This window comes from Streptomyces sp. NPDC046716 (genome assembly GCF_040645755.1).
GTDB lineage: Bacteria > Actinomycetota > Actinomycetes > Streptomycetales > Streptomycetaceae > Streptomyces.
The window spans coordinates 85,942-111,862 of sequence record NZ_JBEYYU010000028.1; the positions used below are offsets into that span (position 1 = coordinate 85,942).

The following is a 25,921-nucleotide window of genomic DNA, read 5'->3' on the forward strand; positions in this document are numbered from 1 at the left end:
GGCGGGCACTACCAGGCGGCAGAAAGGCAAGGGCCGTGCCAGAGAAGGCCACGGTCACCGATCCCGCCGACCAGGGGCGGACCAAGCGCCCCGGCTACGGCCGGCTGCTGCGCACCCGCGGCGCCTGGACGTTCCTGCTGCCCGGCTTCGCCGCGCGCCAGCCGTTCGCGATGCTGACCATCTCGATCGTGCTGCTCGTCCAGCACACCACCGGCTCCTACGGCACCGCGGGCGCGGTCTCCGCGACGACCGGTGTCTCCATGGCGCTGTTCGCGCCCTACAGCGGCAAACTGGCCGACCGCTTCGGCCAGCGGGCCGTGCTGCTGCCCGGCGTCCTGGTGCACTCCGCCGCCGGACTCACGCTGACCGTGCTCGCACTGTCGGGGGCGCCCACCTGGACGCTGTTCCTGGCCGCCGTGCCGACCGGTGCCTCCACGCCGCAGATCGGGCCGATGGTGCGCGCCCGCTGGGGTGTGCGGCTCCAGGGCTCGCCCCTGATGCAGACCGCTGCGGCCTTCGAGTCGGTCACCGACGAGTTCACCTTCGTCCTCGGCCCGCTGTTCGCCACCGCGCTGTGCACCGGCGTCGACCCGGCGGCGGGCCTGATCGCCGAGGCCGCGCTCACCCTGGTCGGCGGTCTGCTGTTCGCCGCCCAGAAGAGCACCCAGCCTCCGGTGCGCCCGTTCGACCAGCACGCGCGCGTGGAGCACGTGTCCGCGCTGCGGGTGCCCGGCGTGCGCGTCCTGATCGTCACGTTCCTCGGCATCGGCGCCGTCTTCGGCGGCATGCAGGTCTCGCTCGCCGCCTACACCGAGGCGATGGGCCGGCCCGGTCTGAACGGTGTCCTGTACGGGATCTTCGCCGCCGGCAACATGCTCTCCGGCCTGGTCTGCGGCGCCGTCGCCTGGAAGATCGCCCCGCAGCGCCGCCTGCTCATCGGCTACACGGCGCTCGCGATCACCGCGTCCGGGCTGTGGGCCGCGCAGTCCGTCGTCGTGCTCGCCGGGCTGGGCCTGCTGGTCGGTGTCTGCATCGCGCCGTCCCTGATCACCGGCTACACGCTCGTCGAGAAGATCGTGCCCGCGACCTCCCGCACGGAGGCCTTCACCTGGCTCACCGGCGCCGTCGCGCTCGGCCAGGCGGCCGCCGTGACGGTGGCCGGACAGCTGGAGGACGGCTTCTGGGACGGGGCCGGTTTCCTCGTCCCGATGGGCGGCACCGTGCTGGCCCTGGTGGTCATGTTCCTGCTGCGCTCGCGGCTCGTTCCGCCGTCCGCGGGGCGCACCGTGGCACGTGGTGTCGGTCACCGAGTGCCGGTGGCAGTGGACTGATCCCGTGGAATAGGCCACTATGGACCGTCGTTAGCACTCATTGAGTGAGAGTGCCAGGAGGAAGACACAGTGCCGACTTACCAGTACCAGTGCACCGAGTGCGGCGAGGGCCTCGAGGCGGTGCAGAAGTTCACCGACGATGCCCTGACCGAGTGCCCCAACTGCGGTGGCCGCCTGAAGAAGGTGTTCTCGGCCGTCGGCATCGTGTTCAAGGGCTCCGGCTTCTACCGCAATGACAGCCGCGGCTCGTCGTCGAGCAGCAGCCCGGCGTCGTCGAAGTCCGACTCGAAGTCGGACACGAAGTCGGGTTCCTCGACCTCGTCGTCCTCCTCGGCGTCGTCTTCTTCTTCGTCGTCCTCTTCGTCCTCGGACTCGAAGTCGAAGTCGTCGTCCTCCAGCACGTCGAGCTCTTCCAGCTCGTCGTCCGCCGCGTAGGCGCGCGCCTCTCCGACGTCTTACGAGACCCTGTCGTCCCTGACGGCGGGGTCTTTGGCGTGGGCGGGCTTGGTTAGTGTGCTGACCATGGCGACGAACGCGAACACAAGTGCCAGCGCCGATATCGGCGTGATCGGCGGCTCCGGCTTCTACTCCTTCCTGGACGACGTGACCGAGGTCCAGGTGGACACTCCCTACGGCCCGCCGAGCGACTCGCTCTTCCTCGGTGAGGTGGCCGGGCGGCGCGTCGCCTTCCTGCCCCGGCACGGGCGCGGTCACCATCTGCCGCCGCACCGCATCAACTACCGCGCGAATCTGTGGGCGCTGCGCTCGGTGGGGGTGCGCCAGGTGCTCGGCCCGTGCGCGGTGGGCGGCCTGCGGCCGGAGTACGGGCCGGGGACGCTGCTGGTGCCGGACCAGTTCGTGGACCGGACGAAGTCCCGGGCGCAGACCTACTTCGACGGGCATCCGCTGCCGGACGGCACCGTGCCGAACGTCGTGCACGTCTCGCCCGCCGACCCGTACTGCCCCGTGGGGCGCAGGACCGCGGTGGCGGCGGCGCGCGGCAAGGACTGGGAGCCGGTGGACGGCGGCACCCTCGTGGTCGTGGAGGGGCCGCGCTTCTCGACGCGTGCCGAGTCGCAGTGGCATGCCGCCATGGGCTGGTCCGTGGTGGGGATGACCGGGCACCCCGAGGCGATGCTCGCCCGTGAACTGGAGCTCTGCTACACGTCGATGACGCTCGTCACCGACCTGGACGCGGGCGCCGAGAGCGGTGAGGGCGTCTCGCACGACGACGTGCTCAAGGTGTTCGCGCAGAACGTGGACCGGCTGCGCACCGTGCTGTTCGACGCGGTGGCGGCGCTGCCGGCGACCGGGGAGCGGGACTGTCTCTGCGCGAGCGCGCTCGGCGGGATGGACCCGGGATTCCGGCTGCCGTAACGCGGAACTCCCCTTTCGGATGAGGGAGTTGTCCACAACCGCTCGGTAGTGCACGGGGCCCGGCGGGACGGGGCGCGGGGGCGGATCGTGGTCGGCGAGACGGGCGCGGTGCCCGGCTCGGCCGGTCACGGCCCTCCTTCCGACCGTCTGGCGGTGACATCCGTGGTGTCCGAGTTCGCTGATCCCCCTGATTTCGCTGGTTCCTCCGGTGCGCCTGCTCCGGGCCGGTTCGGCGCTCCGCCGACGTCGGTGGTGCCCGCCTTCCCTCCGGTACGGGTGCGGGGCGGGCGGTGGCGGTCCGGTGCGGGGCGCCGGCGGCGGGCCGTGGTCGGCGCCGGACTCGCCCTGACGGCGGCGGCGTTGGTGGCCGCCGTGCCGTCGTCAGGGCCTGAGCACGGGCATGAGCGCGCGCAGGCGCCGCCGGGCGGGCGTGCGGGTGCGTCGCGCAAGCATGCGCCCGCGCCGGTGTCCGCGCCGGTGCGGATCGCCGACGCGGGAGCGGTGCGGCTGTTGCGGCCGGGCGACCGGGTCGACGTGGTGGCGGCGCGGGCGGACGGGGTGCCGGGGGTGCGGGTGCTGGCCTCGGGGGCCCGGGTGGTCTCGGTGCCGAGGGCGGCGCGGTCGGGGCCGGGGGACGTCGCGGCCGACGGCGGGGCGCTGGTGGTGCTCTCGGTGGAGCGGGCGACGGCCGCGCGGCTCGCGGGCGCGGGTGCCGCCTCCCGGCTGGCGGTGACGGTGTGGTGAGCGGATCCGTGCCGGTCGGGCCCGCAATTGCGACGGCCTTGCGCCGTGGTCACCCGCGAGGAGTACAGGATTGGACATGCTCGGAACAGCCCGACTTAGGTGACGCGGGGGTCTCGTACCCCTCCCCCACATGTCGAGAAGGGCTCCAGAGTGACCGAGGAAAAGACAAGCGTCCTGGAGGGCTTCAAGGCCTTCCTGCTCCGTGGCAACGTGATCGACCTCGCGGTCGCGGTGGTCATCGGCGCCGCGTTCACGAACGTCGTGAACTCCGTGGTCAAGGGCGTGATCAATCCGCTGGTCGGCGCGTTCGGCACCAAGGACCTCGACCACTACCAGTCGTGCCTGAAGGGCCCGTGCTCGGTGAACGACGCGGGGGAGGTCACGAGCGGCATCCCGATCCTGTGGGGCACCGTGCTCAGCGCCGTCCTCAGCTTCGTGATCACCGCCGCGGTGGTCTACTTCCTGTTGGTGCTGCCGATGGCCAAGTACCTGGCCAGGGCCGCGGCCCGGAAGGCGGAGAAGGAGGGCGTCCAGGAGACGATCGAGGTCTCGGAGCTGGAGGTCCTCAAGGAGATCCGCGACGCGCTCATCTCGCAGCGCGGTTCGGGGCACAGCACCCCGTAGCGGATCAGATGTGGTGGGGCGGCTTCTCGTCGAGGAAGCGGGCCAGGTCGGCGGCGCTGTTGTCGGACGCCGTCGGCCTCTCGCCCCACCCGCGGTCCGAATCGTCCGCGGACTGCGCGGTCAGCGGATCGTCGAAGATGAGCGCGGCCTTGGGGTCACGCTTCTTCGGGTCGCGCTTCTTGGGGTCGGGGGCGGTGCTGCTCATGGCTCCAGGGTACGTCTCCGGCGGCGGAGCGGGATCAGACCGCCCGGAGGCCGTGGGACTCGAAGATCGACTTGGCGGCGGCGACCTGCTCGGGGGTGGGCGCGGGGGTGTCGTGCAGGGTGAAGGTCTTGCCGAGCGCCTCCCACTTCGCCTCGCCGAGCTTGTGGAAGGGCAGCACGTCGACCCGGGAGACGTTGCCCAGGGAGCCGGCGAAGGCGGCGACGCCCTCGATGTTGGCGGGGTCGTCGGTCAGCCCGGGGACGAGCACGAAGCGCACCCAGACGTTCTTGCCGAGGTCGGCGAGACGGTGCGCGAAGTCGAGGGTGGGCTGCAGCGGGCGGCCGGTGACCTTCTTGTAGGTGGCGCGGTCCCAGGACTTGATGTCGAGCAGGACCAGGTCCACGTCGCGCAGCAGGGCGTCGGTGGCGCGCACGCCGAGGAAGCCCGAGGTGTCCAGGGCGGTGTGCAGGCCCAGTTCGTGCTTGAGGCGGTGCAGCAGCTCTCCGGCGAAGACGGGCTGGAGGAGGGGTTCGCCGCCGCTGATGGTGGCGCCGCCGCCCGCGGCCTCGATGAACCGGGTGTACTTGGCGGCTTCCGCGACGATCGCGTCGGCCGAGGTGCGCTTGCCGTCGCGCATCCGCCAGGTGTCGGGGTTGTGGCAGTACAGGCAGGTCAGCGGGCAGCCGGAGAGGAACGTCACGAACCGTGTGCCCGGTCCGTCGACCCCGGTCGACAGGTCCCAGGAGTGCACCGAGCCCTCGATGGGGCGGTGCGTCGCGGCGGCGGCCGGGGTGGCGGCGTCGTTCGCGGTCAGGTTCTGGGTGAGCAGTGTGGTCATGACGTTCCTCCTCGTACGGTTCCGGCGGTCTCGGTCAGGCGGACCGGATCACAGCGAGCCGTGGAAGGTGCGGTTGATGACGTCCAGCTGCTGCTCGCGCGTCAGGCGGACGAAGTTGACCGCGTAGCCGGAGACCCGGATGGTCAACTGGGGGTAGTTCTCCGGGTGTTCCATGGCGTCCTCCAGGGTCGCCTTGTCGAGGACGTTGACGTTCATGTGGAAGCCGTCGCTGGCCATGAAGCCGTCGAGCACGCCGGAGAGGTTGCCGATCCGCTCGGTGGGCGTGCGGCCCAGGGCGTCGGGGGTGATCGTGTTGGTCAGCGAGATGCCGTCCTCGGCGTCGTCGTAGGGCAGCTTCGCGACCGACAGCGCGGAGGCGATGTAGCCGTGCTCGTCGCGCCCGTTCATCGGGTTGGCGCCGGGGGCGAAGGGGGTGCCGGCGCGGCGGCCGTCCGGGGTGTTGCCGGTCTTCTTGCCGTAGACGACGTTCGAGGTGATCGTCAGTACGGACTGGGTGTGGACCGCGTCCCGGTAGGTCGGGTGCTTGCGGACCTTCTCCATGAAGCCGTGCACGATCGACTTGGCGATCTGGTCGGCGCGGTCGTCGTTGTTGCCGTAGGCCGGGTAGTCGCCCTCGATCTCGTAGTCGACGGCGAGGCCGGTCTCGTCGCGGATCACCTTGACCTTCGCGTGCTTGATCGCCGAGAGGGAGTCGGCGGCGACCGACAGACCCGCGATGCCGCACGCCATGGTGCGCAGGATCTCCTGGTCGTGCAGGGCCATCTCGATGCGCTCGTAGGCGTACTTGTCGTGCATGTAGTGGATGACGTTGAGCGCGTGGACGTACGTCTTCGCCAGCCAGTCCAGCATCGCGTCGTAGCGCTCGGCGACGGTCTCGTAGTCCAGGTAGTCGCCCTCGACGGGCTCGAAGCCCTCGACGACGCGCTTGCCGGACTTCTCGTCGCGGCCGCCGTTGATCGCGTAGAGCAGCGCCTTGGCGACGTTCACGCGGGCGCCGAAGAACTGCATCTGCTTGCCGACGGCCATCGCGGAGACGCAGCAGGCGATGGCGGTGTCGTCGCCGTACTTGGGGCGCATCAGGTCGTCGGACTCGAACTGGATGGCCGAGCTGTCGATGGCGACCTGGGAGGCGAAGTCCTTGAAGCCCTTGGGCAGGGCGCGCGACCAGAAGACCGTCAGGTTCGGCTCGGGGGCCGGGCCGAGGTTGTAGAGGGTCTGGAGGGCGCGGAAGGTGGTGCGCGAGACGAGCGGGCGGCCGTCCTCGCCGATGCCGGCCATCGACCAGGTGACCCAGGTCGGGTCGCCGGAGTAGAGGTCGTTGTACTCGGGGGTGCGCAGGAAGCGGACGATGCGGAGCTTGATGACGAAGTCGTCGATGAACTCCTGGGCCTCGGCCTCGGTGATGCGGCCGGCCTCGATGTCGCGCTGGAGGTAGATGTCGAGGAAGTTGTCGATGCGGCCGATCGACATGGCCGCGCCGTTCTGCTCCTTCACGGCGGCGAGGTAGCCGAAGTACAGCCACTGGACGGCCTCGCGGCCGGTGCGGGCCGGGCCGGAGATGTCGTAGCCGTACGACAGGGCCATGGCCTTGAGTTCGCCGAGCGCCTTGATCTGCTCGGAGATCTCCTCGCGGTCGCGGATGACGTGCTCGGTGGGCCACTCGGCGGCGGCCCTGTCCTTGTCGGCCTGCTTGGCGGCGATGAGCCGGTCGACGCCGTAGAGGGCGACGCGGCGGTAGTCGCCGATGATGCGGCCGCGGCCGTAGGCGTCGGGCAGGCCGGTGATGATGCCGGAGGAGCGGCAGGCGCGGATCTCGGGGGTGTAGGCGTCGAAGACGCCCTCGTTGTGGGTCTTGCGGAGGTGGGTGTAGATCTCGCGGACCTCGGGGTCGGCCTCGTAGCCATAGGCGTTGAGGGCGCCCTCGACCATGCGCCAGCCGCCGTTCGGCATGATCGCGCGCTTGAGCGCGCCGTCCGTCTGGAGGCCGACGATGAGGTCCTGGTGGTCCTTGGCGTCGCCGGCGATGTAGCCGGGTCGGAAGGCGTCGATGCGGGACGGGGTCTTCACGTCCACGTCGTAGACGCCGCGCTCGATCTCGGTGGGGAACATCGACAGGAGCTTGTTCCACACGGCGGTGGTGCGCTCGGTCGGGCCGGCGAGGAAGGAGCCGTCGCCCTCGTAGGGGGTGTAGTTCTGCTGGACGAAGTCGCGGACGTCGACGGTGTCGCGCCACAGGCCTCCCCTGAAGCCGTTCCAGGCCTCGCCGTGCGTCGTGGTTTCCGTCGTCTTCTCCGCGGGAGTGGCAGTCATCTGCGGCACCTTCCCCATCTCTTCGACCGGTTCGTTGCTACGTATTCATTGGACTCCCGTCGCGCCGCCGCCGGGGGCCGCAATGGTCCTGAATTCGGGACCATTGGACCCACTTTTGGGGAGGGCGCGATCGGGATCTACCGTCTGACCTGGGGTTTCCTTCGGGACTTTCGACCCAGGTTCGCTTGTGAACGCATTCACAAGAATTTGCCGAAAAAATCAGCTCGGGGACTCGGCGCCCTTGCGGGCGTAGAACCACCAGCAGACGACGACGCAGGTGGCGTAGAAGCCCACGAAGCACCACAGGGCGCTGGTGACCGCGAAGTTGGCGAACATCGCGGGGATGAAGAAGAAGCCGTAGGCGGCGATCGCCGAGGTGAATCCGGTGACGGCGCCGGACTCCATCTCCGCCTGCTTGAGCGCCTTCGTGTACGCGGGCGTGCCCTCGGTCAGGTTCTTCAGGTGCTGCCCCCGGAAGATCACGGGGATCTGGCGGAACGTGGAGCCGTTGCCGAAGCCGCTGAAGAGGAAGGCGGCGTAGAAGCAGAGCAGGAAGCCGACGAAGTTGCCGCCCGCGCCGTTCGACGGCATGAAGTTGATGACGCCGATGATCGAGCCGGCCATGCCGACGAACGAGAGGATCGTGACGCGCGCGCCGCCCAGCTTGTCGCCGAGCCAGCCGCCGCCCCAGCGGGCGAGGGCGCCGATGGCCGGGCCGATCCAGGCGTAGGTAGCGGCGGTGTAGGCCGCGTCGATCGGGGTCCAGGTGGTCTTGATCAGCATCGGCAGGGCGGCGGCGAAGCCGATGAAGGAGCCGAAGGTGCCGACGTAGAGCCAGGTCATCAGCCAGTTGTGCTTGCGCTTGAAGATGACCTTCTGCTGCTTGAAGGGGGTGGAGGCGACCTTGAGGTCGTTCTGGCCGAACCAGGCGATCACGGCCAGGACCACGAGCACGGGCACCCAGAGGAAGGCGGCGTTCTGCAGATAGACCGGCGTGCCGTCGGCCTTGTGCTGGGCGGAGCCGAGCGCGATGACCGAGCTGGTGATGACGATCGGGGTGAGCAGCTGGACGACGGAGACGCCGAGGTTGCCGAGGCCGCCGTTGATGCCGGTCGCGTTGCCCTTCTCCCGCTTGGGGAAGAAGAAGCCGATGTTCGCCAGCGAGGAGGCGAAGTTGGCGCCGCCGAAGCCGCAGAGGGCGGCGATGGCGACCATCACGGCGTACGGGGTGCCGGTGTCCTGGACGGCGAAGCCGAGCCAGATCAGCGGGATCACCAGGACCAGGGTGGACAGCGCGGTGAAGCGCCGCTGTCCGATGCGCGGGCCGAGGAACGTGTAGAAGATCCGGGCCGTGCCGCCGGTGAGACCGGGCACGGCCGTCAGCCAGAAGAGCTGGGAGGTGCTGAAGCTGAAGCCGACGTCGGCGAGGTTCGTCGCGGTGACGCTCCACACCTGCCACACCACGAAGGCCACGAGGAGTGCGGGGACGGCGATCCAGAGGTTGCGGGTGGCGACCCGCTTGCCGATGGACTTCCAGAAGAGGTCGTTCTCGGGTTCCCAGTCGGCGATGGTGCGGCCCGGGCGGTACTGACCCGGGTCGTAGGACGAAGTGACGTCGTCGACCGCGGCGTCCCTGACGGCAGGACTCATGACGTGTTCCTGGTGGTGAGGAGGGGATTCCTGACAGGTGTTGCTCCTCAAGCGTCCCGCCGGGGTAAATGGGGCGTAAGGGGACTTCGTCGGGTGGCGGGCGCCCCGAAAGTACGGGTTCGGGGGCGACCAAGGTCCTGCCGTCGGCACCGCGTTGACGGCCGCCGTTCGTCCGTGGTGTCCGCGCATACCCCCGCTGATCTGCTGTGCTTGTCCCATGACGTCGTCCACACCACACGATCCGCACGCGCACCACGGCCCGGATGCGCACCACGCGCCACCGGCACCTGGCACCTCCTCCCCGCATCGGGAGCGGACCCGGCCGTCCCCCGTCCGCCGCATGGTCGAGCGGGGGCGGGACGAGCAGCACCGGGTGGCCTCGTCGCTGGAGCTGTTCTTCGACCTCTGCTTCGTCGTGGCGGTCGCCCAGGGCGGGGTGGAGCTGGTGCACGCCATCGCCGAGGGGCACGCGGGCAGCGGCGTCATCAACTACGCGCGGATCTTCTTCGCCATCTGGTGGGCGTGGATGAACTTCACCTGGTTCGCCTCCGCGTACGACAACGACGACGTGATCTACCGGGTCGTGACGCTCGTCCAGATCGCGGGTGTGCTGGTGCTCGCGGCGGGTGTCTCCCGCGCCTTCGAGGACGACGACTTCACCGTCGTCTGGCTCGGCTACCTGATCATGCGCGTCGCGATGGCGGCGCACTGGCTGCGGGCCGCCCGGTCGAGCGGCGGAGCGGAGCGGAAGGTCGCCCTGCGGTACGCGGGCGGGGTGCTGGTGTGCCAGGTGGGCTGGTTGGCCCTGATGCTGACCCCCGACTGGGCCGTGCAGAGCTGGATCTTCCTGGCGATGGCCGTCCTCGAGATGTGCGTGCCCGTCTTCGCGGAGCGGGACCGGCAGACGTCCTGGCACGCGCACCACATCTCCGAGCGGTACGGCCTGTTCACGATCATCGTGATCGGCGAGTCGATCGCCGCGGCGACGGTCGCGGTGAAGTCGGGGATCGAGGAGCACGACGCGCTCGGCGAGCTGCTGCCGATCGCGGCCGGCGGGCTGCTCATCGTCTTCGCCGCCTGGTGGATCTACTTCGCGGTGCCGATCCACGACCGGCTGCACGACAACCGGCAGGCGTTCGTGTGGGGATACGGCCACTACCTGATCTTCGCATCGGCGGCGGCGATCGGCGCGGGCATCGAGGTCGCGGTCGAGCAGGCCGTCGGCGAGGCGCACCTGAGCCGCACGGCCGCGTCCGCCGCCGTGACGGTCCCGTGCGCGGTGTTCCTGGTCATGGTGTGGGCGCTGCACGCGCGGTTCTTCAAGACGGGCCTCGCGCAGCAACTGACGCTGCCGGTCAGCGCGCTGGCGGTACTCGCCTGCACGTTCGCCGGGCACTGGGCGGTCCTCGCGGCGGGGATCGTGACGACGCTGACGGTGGCGACGGGCATGGCGCTGTCGGCGCGGGGCGGCCGGGAGGAGGAGGCCGCGGCCGCGGCCTTTTAGACCAACTGCCGTGTTAGGCATGGTCCATGACGCTTATCCATGACGCTCTGACCGATGTGCGCGGGCTGCGCGTGGGGCATGCCACGTGTGCGGGGGACGGTTCGCTGACCGGGACCACGGTGGTGCTCGCCCCCGAGGGGGGTGCGGTCACCGCGGTCGATGTGCGCGGGGGCGGGCCCGGCACGCGGGAGACCGACGCGCTCGATCCGCGCAATCTGGTGCAGCGGATCGAGGCGATCACGTTGACGGGCGGCAGCGCGTTCGGGCTCGACTCGGCGTCGGGGGTCGTGGCGTGGCTGGAGGAGCAGGGACGCGGGGTGCCGGTGGGTGGTCCCGGGCAGGTGGTGCCGGTGGTTCCTGCGGCCTGTGTGTTCGATCTGGGCCGGGGCGGCGACTGGCGGGCGCGGCCCGGGGCGGGCACGGGGCGCGCCGCGGTGGAGGCCGCCGCGGGGAGCGAACTCGGCGCACCCGTTCAGGAGGGGAGCGTGGGCGCGGGCACCGGGGCGCTCGTCGGCCGGGTGCGGGGCGGCATCGGCACCGCGTCGACCGTGCTCGACTCGGGGATCACGGTCGGGGTGCTGGTCGTCGCCAATGCGGCGGGGTCGGCGATCGATCCGGCGACGGGGGCGCTGTACGGGGACTTCTTCGCGGGGCGCGGCCCGGTGACGTACCCCTCCCCCGCCGTGCACGAGGCGGCGGAGGGGCGGCTGGCGCGGGCCCTGGCGGAGGCCGAGGCGGCGCACGGCCCGGCGCCGCTGTCCGAGCGGCGGGCGGCGGACCCGGCGGCCGGTCCGGGCCCCGACGCGGCCCGGAAGGCGCCGCCGTCGCCCCCGCTGAACACGACGCTCGCCGTCGTCGCCACCGACGCCGATCTGAGCCGCGCCCAGGCGCAGAAGGTGGCGGGGACCGCGCACGACGGGATCGCGCGGGCCGTGCGCCCCGTGCACCTGCTCAACGACGGCGACACGGTCTTCGCGCTCGCCACCGGGGAGCGGCCGCTCGACGCAGCGAACCCGCTGGCCCTGAACGAGATCCTGGCGGCGGGCGCGGACCTGGTGACGCGGGCGATCGTGCGGGCGGTGCGGGCGGCGGAGTCGGTGGTCACGCCCGGCGGGACGCATCTGGCGTACAGCGACCTCTACGGGACGCGGGGGCAGCCGGGGCCGTCGTCGTAGGACGGTTGCGTAACAGACGTAACAGGACTGTCCCTGTGGCTGCCTTCACAACAAACGGAAGGAACTCTTCCGGTCTCATCGGACTCTCTCCTCGTACCGGAGAAACCGCCGGGACCACCTGATATGACGTAAAAGGAGCAGACCGTGAGCAGGCAGAAGACAGCCGTCATCGGCGCGGCCCTCGCCCTTGGCGCGCTGACCCTCACGGCCTGCGGGGGCAGCGCCACCGCGGACAACAAGAAGGGCGGGGAGGGCGGCGACGCCCCGCGCATCACGATCTCCGCGAAGGACGGCTCCACCAGCGCCTCGATCAACGCCACCGGCGTCAAGGTCGCCGACGGCAGGCTCACCGACGTGAAGATGACCGAGGTGGCCGGCGGCAAGACGGTCGCCGGGACCATCGCCGCGGACGGCGCGGCCTGGAAGCCGAAGGAGCAGCTGGAGCGCGGCACCAAGTACCGCATATCGGCGACCGCCAAGGACGGCGACGGGGACACGGCCGCCGCCAACTCGATCTTCACGACGGTGACCACGGCGAACAGCTTCATCGGCACGTACACGCCCGACAACGGCACGACGGTCGGGGTGGGCATGCCGGTGTCGTTCACGTTCGACAAGGCGATCACCCGGCAGAAGGACGTGCAGGCGCACATCAAGGTGACGTCCAGCAGCGGCCAGCAGGTCGTGGGGCACTGGTTCGGCGCGCAGCGCCTCGACTTCCGGCCCGAGGAGTACTGGAAGGCCGGCTCCAAGGTCACGATGAAGATCGACCTCGACGGGGTCGAGGGCGCGAAGGGCGTCCACGGCGTGCAGGACAAGACGGTCACCTTCACCGTCGGCCGCGCCCAGGTCTCCACCGTCGACGTGAAGACGCAGAAGATGACCGTGGTGCGCGACGGGCAGACGCTCAAGACGGTTCCGGTCTCGACCGGCAGCGCGGCCCACCCCACCTACAACGGCCAGATGGTGATCTCCGAGAAGTTCGTGCAGACGCGCATGAACGGCGACACGGTCGGCTTCGGCGGCGAGTACGACATCGCGGACGTGCCGCACGCGATGCGGCTGTCGCAGTCGGGCACGTTCATCCACGGCAACTACTGGAGCTCCCCCGGCATCTTCGGCGCGCAGGGCACCAGCCACGGCTGCGTCGGCATGCGGGACGTGCGGGGCGCGGGCGGCGACACGACGGCGAAGTGGTTCTTCGACAACTCGCTCGTCGGGGACGTCGTCACCGTGAAGAACTCCCCCGACAAGACGATCTCCCCGGACAACGGGCTCAACGGCTGGAACATGCCGTGGAGCCAGTGGACGGCCGCCAGCGCCGGCTGACCGGTTCCCGCCCCTCCTCGACACCGTGCGGGCCGTGCCGGAACAACCGGCACGGCCCGCACGTTGACCGAGTGCGGGAGCACAGCCAAATCCCCTTGCTTGTTTGCGATTTCACGGACACGATGTCCGACCGAGGCGCTACGGTATGCACCCACTAGGTGACATGCAGCGATGCCGGGAGGTGTCTTGAGCGTTCCGTACGACGACGAGTCCCGCCACCCGTACGACGCCCCGTCTCACAGGTCACCCGAGGAGCATCTGGCGCGCCTTCTGGGCCGTTCGATCAACTCCTTCGAGCTGCCGGACGAGACGCTGGAGGGCATCGACTGCGCGCTGGCGTACGACAGTTCCCTGCACTCGGCCCACCACAGCGCGGGCCTGCACCGCGAGACGTACCGGCACACCTGGCTGCTCGTCGACGGCAGCCCGCTGACCCTGTGGGAGCTGGTGCACAACACCGGCCGGGACGGCGTCACCCAGCACGAGGTCTACGTCACCGCGGACGAGGTACATCTGGCGACCGGCCGGCTCCCGATGCCGCCGGAGGCCGCGCCGGGCTTCGACCTCGACGTGTCCCTCAGCGCCGAGACCCTCACGGCCTTCACCGGCTCGCAGATCCCGGACCCCCACGAGCTTCCCGAGTTCGCGGAGCTGTCACAGATCACCGAGTTCACCGAGTTCACCGGGCTGAACGGGTCCACTGAGTTCGCCGAGTTCAGCGAGTTCGGTGAGTTCGGTGAGTTTTCGGACTCCGTCGACTCCCCCGGCGTTCATGTGCAGCTGCCCCCGGTCCCGCCGCAGCGCCCCGCCTTCGGGCCCGCCGATCCGGACAGCTCCGTCGACCACGCCCGCCGTCTGCTGCGCCGCGCGGAGAACCCGGAGGCGGAGACGCGCCCCGGCCCCGGCACCGCGAGACTGCTGCGGGAGGCGTGCGCGCACCAGATCACCCAGGCGTTCGGCTGCCGGCTCAGCCCGGGATTCTCGCTGTACGAGCACGCGTTCCTGCTGCACGACGGCTGTGAGGTCAGCCTGTGGGAGGTGGAGCACACGGCGACGCCGGACGGCTCCCACCTGTGCGAGGTGTACCTGACGCAGGAGGCCGCCCGGGCCGCGATCGACCGTCGGGTCGCCTCTCGGGTCCGTAGATGACCCGCTCCGGCCGATGACCCGGCCTAGCGGCGACTGAACTGCCGCACCAGTCCGGCGAACGCGTCCTGCTCGTCGGCGGTCAGCGGCACCGACTCCACGGCCGGCGCCTGGGCCTGACCGGGCAGGGCGCCCAGCGGCAGCCGCCGGGGCGGCTCGGGCGGGGCGACGGCGACGACACGTACCAGGCGGACCAGACCGACCACCCAGGCCACGGTGACGAGCGCGAGCGCCGCCAGGCCTATCTGCTGAAGGATCGACACGTGCTCAGGCATGCGGTCCAGTGAACACCACAGTCCGGGACTTTGGTCCCGGACCGTGACGTATCTCGCAGTGTTCACAGTATTCACAGTGTTCGCAGTACGCGCGGTACCGGACACTTCGCCCCCGCCTCGGAGCGGGCCGTGAAGTCGCCCTCGGCGGCGGTCGGTTCAGACCGCGGCCGGTACCTGGGGCTTCTCGGCCGGGGCCGCGGCCGCCGTGCCGTTCTCCCGCGGCGCGTTCTTGCGCATGCCCTTCAGGACGACCACCAGCGCGGCGGCGACGCAGACCCCGGCCGCGATGGCGACCAGGTAGAGCCAGGGGTTGCCGATCAGCGGCACCACGAAGATGCCGCCGTGCGGGGCGCGCAGGGTGCAGCCGAAGGCCATCGACAGCGCACCGGTGACGGCGCCGCCCGCCATGGAGGCCGGGATGACGCGCAGCGGGTCGGCCGCGGCGAACGGGATGGCGCCCTCGGTGATGAAGGAAGCGCCGAGCACCCAGGCCGCCTTGCCGTTCTCCCGCTCGGAGCGGGTGAAGAGCCTGCCGCGCACGGACGTGGCCAGGGCCATCGCCAGCGGCGGCACCATGCCCGCGGCCATCACGGCGGCCATGATCTTCAGCGAGGCGTCGGTGGGGTCGGTGAGACCGCCGACCGCGAAGGCGTAGGCGACCTTGTTGAGCGGGCCGCCCAGGTCGAAGCACATCATCAGGCCGAGGAGGGCGCCGAGCAGCAGCGCGTTGGCGCCGGACAGCGAGTTCAGCCAGTCGGTCAGACCGCTCTGGAGCGAGGCGATCGGCTTGCCGATCACGACGAACATCAGGAAGCCGACGGCGATCGACGACAGCAGCGGGATCACGACGACCGGCATGATGCCGCGCAGCACCGCGGGGACGTTCACCTTCTGGATCGCCATGACGACGCCGCCCGCGATGAGGCCCGCCGCGAGGCCGCCGAGGAAGCCCGCGTTCACGGTCAGCGCGATGGAGCCGCCGACGAAGCCGGGCACGAGCCCGGGCCGGTCCGCCATGCCGTACGCGATGTAGCCGGCCAGGACCGGCACGAGGAAGGCGAAGGCGGCCTGGCCGGTGTAGAAGAGCAGGGCCGCCCAGCTCGTCGACGAGGTCCAGTCGAAGCTGTTGAGCAGGGTCTCGACCTTCACGTCGGCGACCTTGTAGCCGCCGATCGCGAACCCGAGCGCGATGAGCAGGCCTCCGGCGGCCACGAAGGGCACCATGTAACTGACGCCGGACATCAGCCATTTGCGGAGCTTCGTCCCGTATCCGTCCCCGGATTCACCGGAGTTTTCCACAGCTGTGGATGACGGATCGGCGCCGGAACCGGCGGTGGTCTCGCCGCGGGCAGCCTTGTCGCGCACCTCGGTGATGAGTTCGGCGGGGCGGTTGATTCCGGCCTTCACGCCGACGTCGACCGTCGGCTTTCCGGCGAAGCGTTCCTTCTCCCGTACGGGCACGTCGTGGGCGAAGATCACGCCGTCCGCCGCCGCGATGACCGCCGGGTCGAGGCGGGTGAATCCGGCCGAGCCCTGGGTCTCGACGACGAGTTCGACTCCGTCGGTGTCGCGGGCCGTGTTCTCCAGGGACTCGGCGGCCATGTAGGTGTGCGCGATGCCGGTGGGGCAGGAGGTGACGGCGACGATCTTGAACGTGTCGGCCGACGCGGGCTGCCGGGGCTCGGGGGCCGCTTCCGGCTCCGGGGCCGGCTCCGGCTCGGCGTCGCCGCGGATCAGGGCCGCGGTGCGGTCGGCGTCGGACGCCTCGCGCAGGGCCGCCTTGAATTCCTCGTCCATCAGCTGGCGGGCCAGCGCGGACAGGATCGTCAGATGGGCGTCGTCGGCTCCGGCCGGTGCCGCGATCAGGAAGATCAGGTCGGCCGGGCCGTCCGGGGCGCCGAAGTCGATGCCGTGGGGTGCGCGGCCGAAGGCGAGGGTGGGTTCGGTGACGTGGGTGCTGCGGCAGTGCGGGATGCCGATGCCGCCGTCCAGGCCCGTCGGCATCTGGGCCTCTCTCGCCGCGACGTCGGCCAGGAAGCCGTCCAGGTCGGTGACGCGGCCGAGGGTCACCATGCGGGTGGCCAGGGAGCGGGCCGCCTCTTCCTTCGTCTCGGCGGACAGGTCGAGGTCGACCAGGTCCGCGGTGATCATCTGGGGGGTGGTCATCGCGGGCTCCTTTGCCTACGGGGGCACTGCGTGGCTTCTTCGGGGGCGGGGGCCGGGGCCGATGCCGGTGTGAGGGTGGGTTCCGGTGCGTGTTCGGGTGCGGGTGCGTCGTGGCTGGTCGCGCAGTTCCCCGCGCCCCTGGCCGCGATCGGATTCTGGGAGCCGGACAGCGGGCGCCCGCTGTCCGTACTCGCGCAGTTTCCCGCGCCCCTGACGGGGCTCGGAGCCGCTGATCGATACAGCGCCGCGCCCCTGGCGGGGCTCACCGTGCCGCCTCCTTCAGGGGTCGGGCCCACGGGATCTGTGCCGTCAGGGTCACCGCGTCCGGGGCCAGGTCCGCCGGGGTCGGCATCGCGCTGCCCGGGAGCTGGACCGCCGCCGCGCCGTGGGCCACCGCCGAGGCCAGGGACTTGGGGCCCTCGCCGCCCGCGATCAGGAAACCGGCGAGCGAGGAGTCGCCCGCGCCGACATTGCTGCGGACGACGGCGGCCGGGGCGCTCGCGAACCAGGTGCCGGACGCCTCGACCAGGAGCTGGCCGTCGGCGCCGAGGGAGGCGAGGACGGCGCCCGCGCCCGCCGCGCGCAGCTCTTCGGCCGCCGTGACGGCGTCGCCGATCGTGGTGAGGGGGCGGCCGACGGCCTCGGCCAGTTCCTCGGCGTTGGGCTTGACCACGTCGGGGCGCTCCTTGAGGGCCGCGAGCAGGGCCGGGCCCGAGGTGTCGAGCGCGATCCGGGCGCCCGCGTCGTGCGCGCGGGCCACCAGCTCCGCGTACCAGGAGGGGGCGAGGCCGCGCGGCAGGCTGCCGCAGCAGGCGATCCAGTCGGCGCCCGCCGAGCGCTCCGTCACCGCGGTGAGCAGCGACTCGGCTTCTTCCGGGCCGAGTTCGGGGCCCGGAGCGTTGATCTTCGTCAGGGTGCCGTCGGGTTCGGCGAGGGCGATGTTGGAACGGGTCTGGCCCGTGACGGGCACCGGCGCGACCGCGATGCCCTGTGCGTCGAGGAGGTCGGCGACCAGGGCGCCGGGGGCGCCGCCCAGGGGCAGGACCGCGAGGGTGGGGGCGCCGGCGGCGGCGACCGCACGGGAGACGTTCACCCCCTTGCCGCCCGGGTCCATGCGCTCGCCCGCGGCGCGGACGACCTCGCCGCGGTCGAGGCCGGGGATCTCGTAGGTGCGGTCGAGGGAGGGGTTGGGGGTGACGGTGAGGATCATGCCGCTGTCCAGTGCTGGGGTAGGGGGGTTCATGCGCGGATCACCTCCGTGCCGCCCGCCTCGATCTCGGCCGTGTCCGCGTCGCCGAGGCCGGTGTCCGTGATCAGCAGGTCGACGTCGCCGAGGTCGCCGAAGCGGGCGAAGTGCTCCTGGCCGTGCTTGCCGGAGTCGGCGAGCAGCACGACCCGGCGGGCCGCGGCGACGGCGGCGCGCTTGACGGCGGCCTCGGCCAGGTCGGGGGTGGTCAGTCCGGAGGCGGCGGAGAAGCCGTTGGCCGCGAGCAGGACGACGTCCGCGCGAATCTCGGCGTAGGCCCGCAGCGCCCAGGCGTCGACGGCGGCGCGGGTGCGGGTGCGGACGCGGCCGCCGACGAGGTGGAGCTGGATGCCGGGGTGGTCGGCGAGCCGGGCCGCGATGGGCAGCGAGTGGGTGACGACCGTCAGCCCGGACTCCGGCGGCAGCGCGGCGGCGAGCCGGGCGACGGTGGAACCGGCGTCGAGGACGACGCTGCCCTCGGCCGGCAGCTCGGCGAGCGCGGCGCGGGCGATGCGGTCCTTCTCGTCGGCGGCGGTGGACTCGCGCTCGGCGAGGTCGGGTTCGAAGTCGAGGCGGCCGGCCGGGATGGCGCCGCCGTGCACCCGGCGGACGAGTCCGGCACGGTCCAGGGCCTTCAGGTCGCGCCGGATCGTCTCGGCGGTGACCTGGAACTCCTCGGCGAGGGACAGCACGTCGACCCGGCCGCCGTCCCGCGCGAGTCGGAGGATCTCCTGCTGACGCTCCGGTGCGTACATGCCCGTATACCTGTGCTTCCGCCTGCGAGTGTGCCCGAATCTGTTGCTTCTCTGGCAGGCTACGGCCGAATTTCCAGAAAGTAAACAGACTCGGGCATCAGGCAGACACAAACGGGCACCCCCCGATGCCCTCCTCTACTGCCCCATGACGTACTTCACCGTCGGGCCCGTGGTCCAGCCGCCGTCCACGGCCAGCTCGGCGCCGGTCACGTACGCCGCGTCGTCCGACAGCAGGAACACCACGGCGGCCGCTATCTCCTCGGCCTCGCCGACCCGGCCCATCGGGGTGTTCGGATAGCCGCCCTCGCCGCGCGGGATGCCGAGCTGGGCGGTCATCGGGGTGTAGGTCATGCCGGGGTGCACGGAGTTCACCCGGATCCGCGCCGTGCCCTGCTCCACCGCCGCGATCTTGGTGAGGCCGCGCACGGCCCACTTCGAGGCCCCGTACGAGGAGGTGAGCGCGAGTCCCATCAGTCCGGCGGCCGAGGAGATGTTGACGATGGAGCCGCCACCCGCCTCCTTCATCGCCGGGATCGCGGTCCGCATGCCCGCGAAGACGCCGACCAGGTTGATGTCGACGACCTTGCGGAAGTGCTCCACGCTCTCCTGCTCCAGGGGCGTCCCGGTGGAGACCCCGGCGTTGTTGACGAGGCCGTGCACGCCGCCGAACTCCTGGACCGCGTACGCCACGGCGGCCTGCCATGCCTCCTCCGAGGTCACGTCGAGGGACACGAAGCGCGCCCGCTCGCCCAGCTCGGCGGCGAGCGCCCGGCCCTCGTCGTCGAGTACGTCGCCGATCACGACGGCGCCGCCCGCGGCCACCGCGCGCCGGGCGATCTCGGCGCCGATGCCGCGGGCTCCGCCGGAGACGAGGACGGTCTTGCCGGTCAGGTCGTTCATCAGGGACTCCACTTCGCTGGGGATGTACCGGGGCCGGGCGCCGCTTCAGCGGCCACACCTGCCATGTAGTCAGAATATGCCCGTGTGGCACAATGTGCCATCAAGCGAACGGTGGGGGATGGCACATGCGGCGACGGCGGTTCCTGCTGCGGACGGCGGGCCTGAGCGGGGCCGGCGCCCTGGCGCTGAGTGGCTGCGGCTCGGGCGGCGGCGAGGACGCCGTCACGCTGGAGGTGCTGCTCGCCGGTTACGACGGCACGGTCGGCACGTCCATCGAGAAGCGGTGGAACGCCGCGGTGCGGGCCTTCGAGAAGAAGCACCCGGCGATCACGGTGCGAGTGGAGCGCGTCCCCTTCCTCAAGCTGGACGCCACGCTGGCCCGCCGGGTCAAGGACGGCCGCGCCCCCGACATCTCCGAGGGCAACTTCTTCGCGCCGTACGCCGAGGAGGGCAGGCTCTACTCGGCCGACGAGCTCTTCGACGTGCCGGTGCAGGCGAACTTCATCGACTCGTTCGCCGACGCGGGCAAGGTCGACTCCGTCCAGTACGGACTGCCGACGCAGGCCAGCGCTCCGCGCCTGTTCTACAACAAGGCCCTGTTCCAGCAGGCCGGGCTCACCCGGGCGCCCGCCTCCTGGGCCGAACTCCGCTCGTGCGCGGACGCGTTGCGGCGGATCGGGGTCGCCACCCCGTACGCGCTCACTTTCGGCCCCGAGGCCGCCGAGGACGAGCTCCTCGCCTGGCTGCTCGCGGGCGACGGCGGCTACGCGTCGCCGACCGGGTACGACTTCGCGGCCGCGGAGAACGTGGCGACGCTGACCTGGCTGCGCGACAAGCTGGTCGTGCCGGGGCTCGCGGGCGCCGACCCGGCCAAGCTCACCCGCACCCAGGCGTACGCGGAGTTCCTCCGGGGCCGGGCGGGGATGCTGCTGGCCCACCCGGTGCTGCTCGCGGCGGCCGGGCAGGCGGGCCTGAAGTTCGCCACCGCGCCCTTCCCCAAGCGGGACGGCAGCGGGGCCGCGCCGCCGGTCGGCCTCAACGACTGGCTCATGGCGTTCAAGGACAACGGGCGGCTGGACGCGGCCAAGACCTTCCTGACCTTCCTGTTCACGTCACCGGCCGCCCGCACCTACGGCTCGGACACCGGCACCCTGCCGGCGACGGTGAGCGACTCGGAGGAGTTGCAGGAGGACCGCTCGCAGCGGGCGCTGTGGCCGTTCGTCCACCAGCTGCCGGACGCCGAGTTCCATCCGGTGGGGCTGCGGTCGTGGGGCACGGTCCGGGGTGCCGTCCGGCAGCGGATCGGGGAGGCCGTGGCGCCCGGGGGCAGCCCGTCGGACGTGCTGGAGGCGCTGGACCTGGTGGGGTCCAGCGCCTGAGTTCAAGCCTCTCCGGCGCCTGAATTCAAGCCTCTCCGGCGCTTGAGGAGCGGGGTCCGGGGCGGAGCCCCGTGTCGTTCGCCGTCCTCGCGCCGGCGGGGGCTGGTCGCGCAGTTCCCCGCGCCCCTAGGGGGCCGAGACGAGCTCCCGCTCGGGCTCCGGCTCGGCCGTCTCGGCGGAACCGCCGGAGGCCGCCGCCCGCTTGGGCAGGGCGAACATCAGCAGGAAGATGCCGACGAGGATGCCGGCCGCCCACAGCAGCGCGCTGCGGAACCCGTCGACGAAGGCCGCACTGCCCTGCGCCGCGTGGTCCTCGACGACGTTGAAGAAGACGACCGAGACCAGGCTCAGGCCCAGCGCGTTGCCCATCTGCATCACGGTGTTGATCAGCCCGGACGCCGACCCCGCGTGCTCGCGCGGCACGTCCGACAGGACCGCGTCGGTCAGCGGCGCGACGATCAGCCCCATGCCGAGCCCCATCACCACCAGCGGCAGCGCCATCTGCCAGGAGGCGATCCCGAGCCCGTAGTGCCCGGCCTGCCATACGTAGATCAGCACACCGGCGGCCATCAGCAGGGCGCCCGCCTGGAGCACCTTGCGGCCGAAGCGCGGCACCAGCTTCTGCACGGACATCCCGGCGGCGGCCGACACCGCGATCGAGAACGGCACCCCGGTCAGACCGGCCCGCAGCGGGCTCCAGCCGAGGCCGAGCTGCATGTAGAGCGTCCAGCACAGGAAGAAGATGCCGGTGGTGACGCCGAAGACGGTCTGCACGGCGATGCCCGCCGCGAAGCTCTTCACCCTGAACAGGGACAGCTCGATGAGCGGGGAGCCGTCGCGCCGGGTCTTGGCCCTCTCGTACGCGACGAGGGCGCCGACGATCAGCACCGAGGCCGCCATCATCACGTACCCCCAGACCGGCCAGCCGTTCTCGTGGCCCTCGGTCAGCGGGTAGACGAGCGCGAGCATCGCGAGGGTGACCAGGACGACGCCGACCAGGTCCAGCTTCAGCGCCCGGGGCGCCTTCGACTCGGTGATGACGCGGGAGCCGAGGACGAGGGCGGCGACGCCGACCGGCAGGTTGATCAGGAAGATCGGGCGCCATTCCAGGCCGCCGATGTTCCACTCGGTGAGCAGCGCGCCGAGCAGCGGCCCGGTCACCGCGCCGAGGCCGACGATCGCGCCGAACAGTCCGAAGACCTTGCCGCGCTCGTGCGCGGGGAAGGTGGCGTGCACGATCGACAAAACCTGCGGCACCATCATCGCCGCCATGCCGCCCTGGAGGATCCGCGAGGCGACCAGCATCTCCGGGTTCACCGCGAACCCGCACAGCGCCGAGGCGACGGTGAAGCCGCCGATGCCGAGCAGGAAGAGCCGCTTGCGGCCGAAGACGTCGCCGAGCCGCCCGCCCGTGATGAGCAGGGCCGCGAAGGCGAGCGCGTACCCGGCGGTGATCCACTGGATCTGGCCGGCGGTGGCGCCCTCGTCGTGCTGGATGGTGGGCAGGGCGACGTTCACGATCGTGACGTCCACGAGGTCCATGAACGCCGCCGTCATGACGATGGCGAGGGCGAACCAGCGACGGCGGTCGCCGGTGCCCGTACCGGACGGTTCGATCGTTCCGGGTGCTGCGGTTGAAGTCATGCTCCGACGTTAGAAGTCATCTAGGCCAGATCGTGTCCTAGTTCGCGGGCATGCTGGGAGACATGACGACGCCCAGCACGGACACCCCGGCCCGGCTCCTCCATCTCCTCTCCCTCCTCCAGACCCCGCGCGAATGGCCCGGCGGCGAACTCGCCGACCGGCTCGGGGTCTCGCGCCGCACCGTCCGCCGCGACATCGACCGGCTGCGCGACCTCGGCTATCCGGTGCAGGCCACGCTGGGCACCGACGGCGGCTACCGGCTGGTCGCGGGCAAGGCGCTGCCGCCGCTCGTGCTCGACGACGAGGAGGCGGTGGCCATCGCGGTCGGGCTGCGCGCCGGGGCCGGGCACGCCGTCGAGGGGGTGGAGGAGGCGTCGGTGCGCGCCCTCGCCAAGCTGGAGCAGGTGCTGCCGGGCCGGCTGCGGCACCGGGTGGCCACGCTCCAGGCGGCGACGATCCCGCTGACCTCGGGGGACGGCGCCACGATCGCGCCCGGGACACTGACGGTGATCGCCTCGGCGACGGCCGGCACGGAGCGGCTCCGCTTCCACTACCGGGCGGCCGACGGCTCCGAGACGCGCCGCCTGGTCGAGCCGTGCCGGCTCGTCTCCACCGGGCGCCGCTGGTATCTCGTGGCCTACGACATCGATCGCGCCGCCTGGCGGACGTTCCGGGTCGACCGGCTCACCGAGCCGTTCGCGACCGGTGCGCGGTTCGCTCCGCGGGAGGTGCCGGACGGGGACGCGGCCGCGTTCGTCCGGCGGTCGGTGTCGTCACGGGGCGCCGGGGCGTATGAGCTGGACGTGGAGTTCGCGGCGCCGGTGGAGGCCGTCGCCGAACGGATTCCCGCCGCGGTGGGACCGCTCGAAGCGCTGCCGGACGGTTCCGGATGCCGGTTGCGGGCCACCACGTCGGACGCGGTGGAGTGGATGGCCGTGCGGCTGGCGATGACCGGGCTCGACTTCCGGGTCCGGGGCCCGGAGGAACTGATCTCGGCCGTACGGGAGTTGGGGCAGCGCATGGTGCGGGGAGCGCCCCTTTAGGGGCGCGGGGCTGTGTCGATATGCGGCTCCGCCGCGTGGGCGCGACCAGCCACGACGAAAGCCGCGGACGCATCTGCTCATGAACCAAGCAGACGCGTCCGCGGCTTTCGTCGTGGCTGAGCGCGCAGTTACCCGCCCCCCTGGCGGGGCCGAAGCTGCCCCCCGCTCCCCCGGAGGGGCTAGGCGGCCGCGTCGAAGCCGGTGTCGCGGGCCAGCTTCTTCAGCTCCAGAAGCGCGTGCTTCTCGATCTGCCGGATGCGCTCACGGGTGAGCCCGTGCTCCTTGCCCACCTCGGTGAGGGTGCGCTCGCGCCCGTCCTCGATCCCGTACCGCATCTTGATGATCGACGCGGTGCGCTGGTCGAGCCGGCCGATCAGATCGTCCAGCTCCTCACTGCGCAGCAGGGTCAGGACCGACTGCTCCGGGGAGACCGCCGAGGTGTCCTCCAGCAGGTCCCCGAACTGGGTGTCGCCGTCGTCGTCCACCGACATGTTCAGCGAGACCGGGTCGCGGGCCCAGTCCAGGACGTCGGTGACGCGCTCCGCCGTCGTCTTGTCGAGCTGCGCGGCGATCTCCGCGGGCTCCGGCTCGCGGCCGTGCTCGCGGTTGAACTCGCGCTGGACGCGGCGGATCCGGCCCAGCTCCTCGACCAGGTGGACGGGGAGGCGGATGGTGCGGGACTGGTCGGCTATGGAACGGGTGATGGCCTGACGGATCCACCACGTCGCGTACGTCGAGAACTTGAAGCCCTTGCGGTAGTCGAACTTCTCGACGGCGCGCACCAGGCCGGCGTTCCCCTCCTGGATCAGGTCGAGCAGGGGCAGGCCGGCACGCGGGTAGCGACGGGCCACCGCGACCACCAGCCGGAGATTCGACCGGATGAAGATGTCCTTGGCCTTCTCGGACTCGGCGACCAACGCCTCCAGCTCTTCGCGGGACGCCTTCCCCGCGGCTTCACTGGCACCGAAGTCGCCCAGCTCGCCGTCGAGGATCTGCTGGGCGTAGACGCCCGCCTCGATGGTCTGCGAGAGGTCCACTTCCTTGGCGGCGTCGAGCAGCGGTGTCCGCGCGATCTCGTCGAGGTACATGCCGACCAGGTCGCGGTCGGCGATCTCCCCGCCTACGGCGCGAACACTGCGTGCCGCATCAGTCTCGCCGGAGGCGGCGGACTTACGACGGGCTACGGCACGGGTTGCCATGCGTGCTCCCTTGCGGTGGTAGGTCGGCTTGTCGCCCTTCACGGGTGCCCTGCATCCGAATGAATCAACGCCTGGAATCCGGACAGAATTCCCAAGCCGCCCATCTTTTTTGTGATCATGCAGTACCCTGTCGCGCCACACTGCGCGAGAAGGCCGACGAGATGCCGCCGGGGTCCACAGAGACGCAGGTCAGGCCGTGATGCGCGAGTGACGTCACCCTCGGTCGGCGGCGGGCCTCTGCCACCTGAGACGACCCTGGCGCTCTGATGGTTGCCTGTTCCGGGCCACCGTGGCACCCGCAAAGGTCACGAGTTCCCGGGCCTTTCGTCACCCAGCTCCTTCTCGAACCAGGCGACGTCGTGGTACCGGCCGAACTTCCGGCCCACCTCCCGGTACGTGCCGACCGGGCGGAACCCGAAGCGGGTGTGCAGTCGCACGGACGCCTCGTTGGGCTGGGTCACGCCCGCGTACGCGCGGTGCACGTCCTCGTCGCTCAGCGCCTCGAACAGTGCCTCGTACAGCAGCGTCCCGACGCCGCGCCCTCCGGCACCCTCGGCGCAGTACACGGTGACCTCCACCGAGGTGGAGTACGCCGCCTTGGGCCGGAACGCGCTCGAGGTCGCGTACCCGAGAACGCGGCCGCCATCCTTCGTCTCCTCGGCGACGAAGAGGCGGTGCGGGCCGTGGGGCGGGTGGGCGTGCAGCCAGGGGCGCCGGGCTTCCACGGTGAACGGTTCGGTGTCGAAGGTGATCGGGGTGTCGCGGACGTACCCGTTGTAGATCTCGGTGAGCGCCCCCAGATCGCTCGCACGCCCCGCCCTGATCGTCACCTCGGTCGCATCAGTCATGCCCGGAGACTAGGACGCCCCCGTCGCCACCTGCGGGCCGGTGGGGGCTGGTCGCGCAGTTCCCCGCGCCCCTGGGTCGTACTTCATCCGCGGCCCGGCGGCCGCTTCTCGCGCAGTTCCCCGCGCCCCTGAGGCATGCGCTCCGCGCAGCCTCCCCTGGACGAGCGGAGCTCGTTTCAGGGGCGCGGGGTGGCGACGCCGGCGGCGCTCAA

23 protein-coding genes are annotated in these 25,921 nt (G+C 71.3%); 11 read left to right on the plus strand and 12 right to left on the minus strand.

The features are described 5' to 3' along the window. Positions 1-35: 35 nt before the first annotated feature. The 5 genes from ABZ930_RS21785 (at position 36) to mscL (ending at position 4,076) form a co-directional block, all read left to right on the plus strand. Positions 36-1,331, plus strand: coding sequence for an MFS transporter (locus ABZ930_RS21785; protein ID WP_361550122.1), 1,296 nt, complete (start codon positions 36-38; stop codon positions 1,329-1,331). A gap of 69 nt (positions 1,332-1,400) precedes the next feature. Further along, on the plus strand, positions 1,401-1,766 hold the full coding sequence (locus ABZ930_RS21790) for an FmdB family zinc ribbon protein (RefSeq protein WP_361550124.1): 366 nt from the start codon (positions 1,401-1,403) through the stop codon (positions 1,764-1,766). Positions 1,767-1,853: 87 nt separating this feature from the next. After that, positions 1,854-2,708, plus strand: coding sequence for an S-methyl-5'-thioadenosine phosphorylase (locus tag ABZ930_RS21795; protein ID WP_361550125.1), 855 nt, complete (start codon positions 1,854-1,856; stop codon positions 2,706-2,708). A 153-nt stretch (positions 2,709-2,861) separates the two neighbouring features. Then, complete coding sequence (locus tag ABZ930_RS21800; protein ID WP_361550127.1) at positions 2,862-3,452, plus strand: hypothetical protein; 591 nt, start codon at positions 2,862-2,864, stop codon at positions 3,450-3,452. Positions 3,453-3,602: 150 nt separating this feature from the next. Beyond that, positions 3,603-4,076 (plus strand): large conductance mechanosensitive channel protein MscL, encoded by a 474-nt coding sequence (mscL, locus tag ABZ930_RS21805; protein ID WP_361550129.1) that lies wholly within the window; start codon positions 3,603-3,605, stop codon positions 4,074-4,076. Positions 4,077-4,080: 4 nt separating this feature from the next. Here mscL and ABZ930_RS21810 read toward each other — a convergent pair whose 3' ends face one another. From ABZ930_RS21810 to ABZ930_RS21825, 4 genes are all read right to left on the minus strand, one after another. Continuing rightward, positions 4,081-4,281 carry a hypothetical protein gene (locus ABZ930_RS21810; protein WP_361550131.1) on the minus strand — a complete coding sequence of 67 codons (201 nt, stop codon included), beginning with the start codon at positions 4,279-4,281 and terminating at the stop codon, positions 4,081-4,083. Between the two features lie 34 nt (positions 4,282-4,315). Then, positions 4,316-5,119, minus strand: a complete 804-nt coding sequence (pflA, locus tag ABZ930_RS21815; RefSeq protein WP_361550133.1) for a pyruvate formate-lyase-activating protein — start codon at positions 5,117-5,119, stop codon at positions 4,316-4,318. Positions 5,120-5,167: 48 nt separating this feature from the next. Next, on the minus strand, positions 5,168-7,450 hold the full coding sequence (gene pflB, locus ABZ930_RS21820; protein WP_361550135.1) for a formate C-acetyltransferase: 2,283 nt from the start codon (positions 7,448-7,450) through the stop codon (positions 5,168-5,170). Positions 7,451-7,669: 219 nt separating this feature from the next. After that, complete coding sequence (locus ABZ930_RS21825; protein WP_361550137.1) at positions 7,670-9,100, minus strand: NarK family nitrate/nitrite MFS transporter; 1,431 nt, start codon at positions 9,098-9,100, stop codon at positions 7,670-7,672. Positions 9,101-9,440: 340 nt separating this feature from the next. Here ABZ930_RS21825 and ABZ930_RS21830 point away from each other — a divergent pair, with 340 nt between their 5' ends. From ABZ930_RS21830 to ABZ930_RS21845, 4 genes are all read left to right on the plus strand, one after another. Further along, positions 9,441-10,604, plus strand: a complete 1,164-nt coding sequence (locus ABZ930_RS21830; protein WP_361550139.1) for a low temperature requirement protein A — start codon at positions 9,441-9,443, stop codon at positions 10,602-10,604. A 26-nt stretch (positions 10,605-10,630) separates the two neighbouring features. Beyond that, positions 10,631-11,779 carry a P1 family peptidase gene (locus ABZ930_RS21835; protein WP_361550141.1) on the plus strand — a complete coding sequence of 383 codons (1,149 nt, stop codon included), beginning with the start codon at positions 10,631-10,633 and terminating at the stop codon, positions 11,777-11,779. A 144-nt stretch (positions 11,780-11,923) separates the two neighbouring features. Then, positions 11,924-13,108 (plus strand): Ig-like domain-containing protein, encoded by a 1,185-nt coding sequence (locus ABZ930_RS21840; protein WP_361550143.1) that lies wholly within the window; start codon positions 11,924-11,926, stop codon positions 13,106-13,108. A 186-nt stretch (positions 13,109-13,294) separates the two neighbouring features. Further along, positions 13,295-14,257: a DUF6227 family protein gene (locus ABZ930_RS21845; protein ID WP_361550145.1), complete on the plus strand. Its 963-nt coding sequence runs from the start codon at positions 13,295-13,297 to the stop codon at positions 14,255-14,257. A gap of 23 nt (positions 14,258-14,280) precedes the next feature. On the opposite strand, the gene ABZ930_RS21850 is transcribed toward ABZ930_RS21845, so the two are convergent. The 5 genes from ABZ930_RS21850 to ABZ930_RS21870 all read right to left on the minus strand — a co-directional run bounded on the left by ABZ930_RS21850 (position 14,281) and on the right by ABZ930_RS21870 (position 19,596). Continuing rightward, the gene (locus ABZ930_RS21850; RefSeq protein WP_111666015.1) at positions 14,281-14,529 is read right to left on the minus strand and encodes a hypothetical protein; all 249 of its coding nucleotides are present in this window, start codon (positions 14,527-14,529) and stop codon (positions 14,281-14,283) included. A 156-nt stretch (positions 14,530-14,685) separates the two neighbouring features. Next, a complete protein-coding gene (locus ABZ930_RS21855; protein ID WP_361550147.1) occupies positions 14,686-16,695 on the minus strand; it encodes a fructose-specific PTS transporter subunit EIIC in 2,010 nt (669 codons plus the stop codon). 262 nt (positions 16,696-16,957) lie between these two features. Beyond that, the gene (pfkB, locus tag ABZ930_RS21860) at positions 16,958-17,905 is read right to left on the minus strand and encodes a 1-phosphofructokinase (protein WP_361550175.1); all 948 of its coding nucleotides are present in this window, start codon (positions 17,903-17,905) and stop codon (positions 16,958-16,960) included. 29 nt (positions 17,906-17,934) lie between these two features. Beyond that, positions 17,935-18,696, minus strand: coding sequence for a DeoR/GlpR family DNA-binding transcription regulator (locus tag ABZ930_RS21865; RefSeq protein ID WP_361550149.1), 762 nt, complete (start codon positions 18,694-18,696; stop codon positions 17,935-17,937). A 135-nt stretch (positions 18,697-18,831) separates the two neighbouring features. Further along, positions 18,832-19,596 carry a glucose 1-dehydrogenase gene (locus ABZ930_RS21870; protein WP_361550151.1) on the minus strand — a complete coding sequence of 255 codons (765 nt, stop codon included), beginning with the start codon at positions 19,594-19,596 and terminating at the stop codon, positions 18,832-18,834. Positions 19,597-19,721: 125 nt separating this feature from the next. On the opposite strand from ABZ930_RS21870, the gene ABZ930_RS21875 reads away from it, so the two are divergent. Further along, the gene (locus tag ABZ930_RS21875) at positions 19,722-20,975 is read left to right on the plus strand and encodes an extracellular solute-binding protein (RefSeq protein WP_361550153.1); all 1,254 of its coding nucleotides are present in this window, start codon (positions 19,722-19,724) and stop codon (positions 20,973-20,975) included. Between the two features lie 126 nt (positions 20,976-21,101). Here ABZ930_RS21875 and ABZ930_RS21880 read toward each other — a convergent pair whose 3' ends face one another. Continuing rightward, entirely contained in the window at positions 21,102-22,619 is a 1,518-nt protein-coding gene (locus ABZ930_RS21880; RefSeq protein WP_361550155.1) for an MFS transporter, read from the minus strand. A gap of 62 nt (positions 22,620-22,681) precedes the next feature. On the opposite strand from ABZ930_RS21880, the gene ABZ930_RS21885 reads away from it, so the two are divergent. Further along, complete coding sequence (locus ABZ930_RS21885; RefSeq protein WP_361550157.1) at positions 22,682-23,662, plus strand: YafY family protein; 981 nt, start codon at positions 22,682-22,684, stop codon at positions 23,660-23,662. Positions 23,663-23,841: 179 nt separating this feature from the next. On the opposite strand, the gene ABZ930_RS21890 is transcribed toward ABZ930_RS21885, so the two are convergent. Further along, on the minus strand, positions 23,842-24,861 hold the full coding sequence (locus ABZ930_RS21890) for a sigma-70 family RNA polymerase sigma factor (RefSeq protein WP_361550159.1): 1,020 nt from the start codon (positions 24,859-24,861) through the stop codon (positions 23,842-23,844). Positions 24,862-25,166: 305 nt separating this feature from the next. Further along, positions 25,167-25,709 (minus strand): N-acetyltransferase family protein, encoded by a 543-nt coding sequence (locus tag ABZ930_RS21895; protein WP_361550161.1) that lies wholly within the window; start codon positions 25,707-25,709, stop codon positions 25,167-25,169. Positions 25,710-25,921 lie beyond the last annotated feature (212 nt).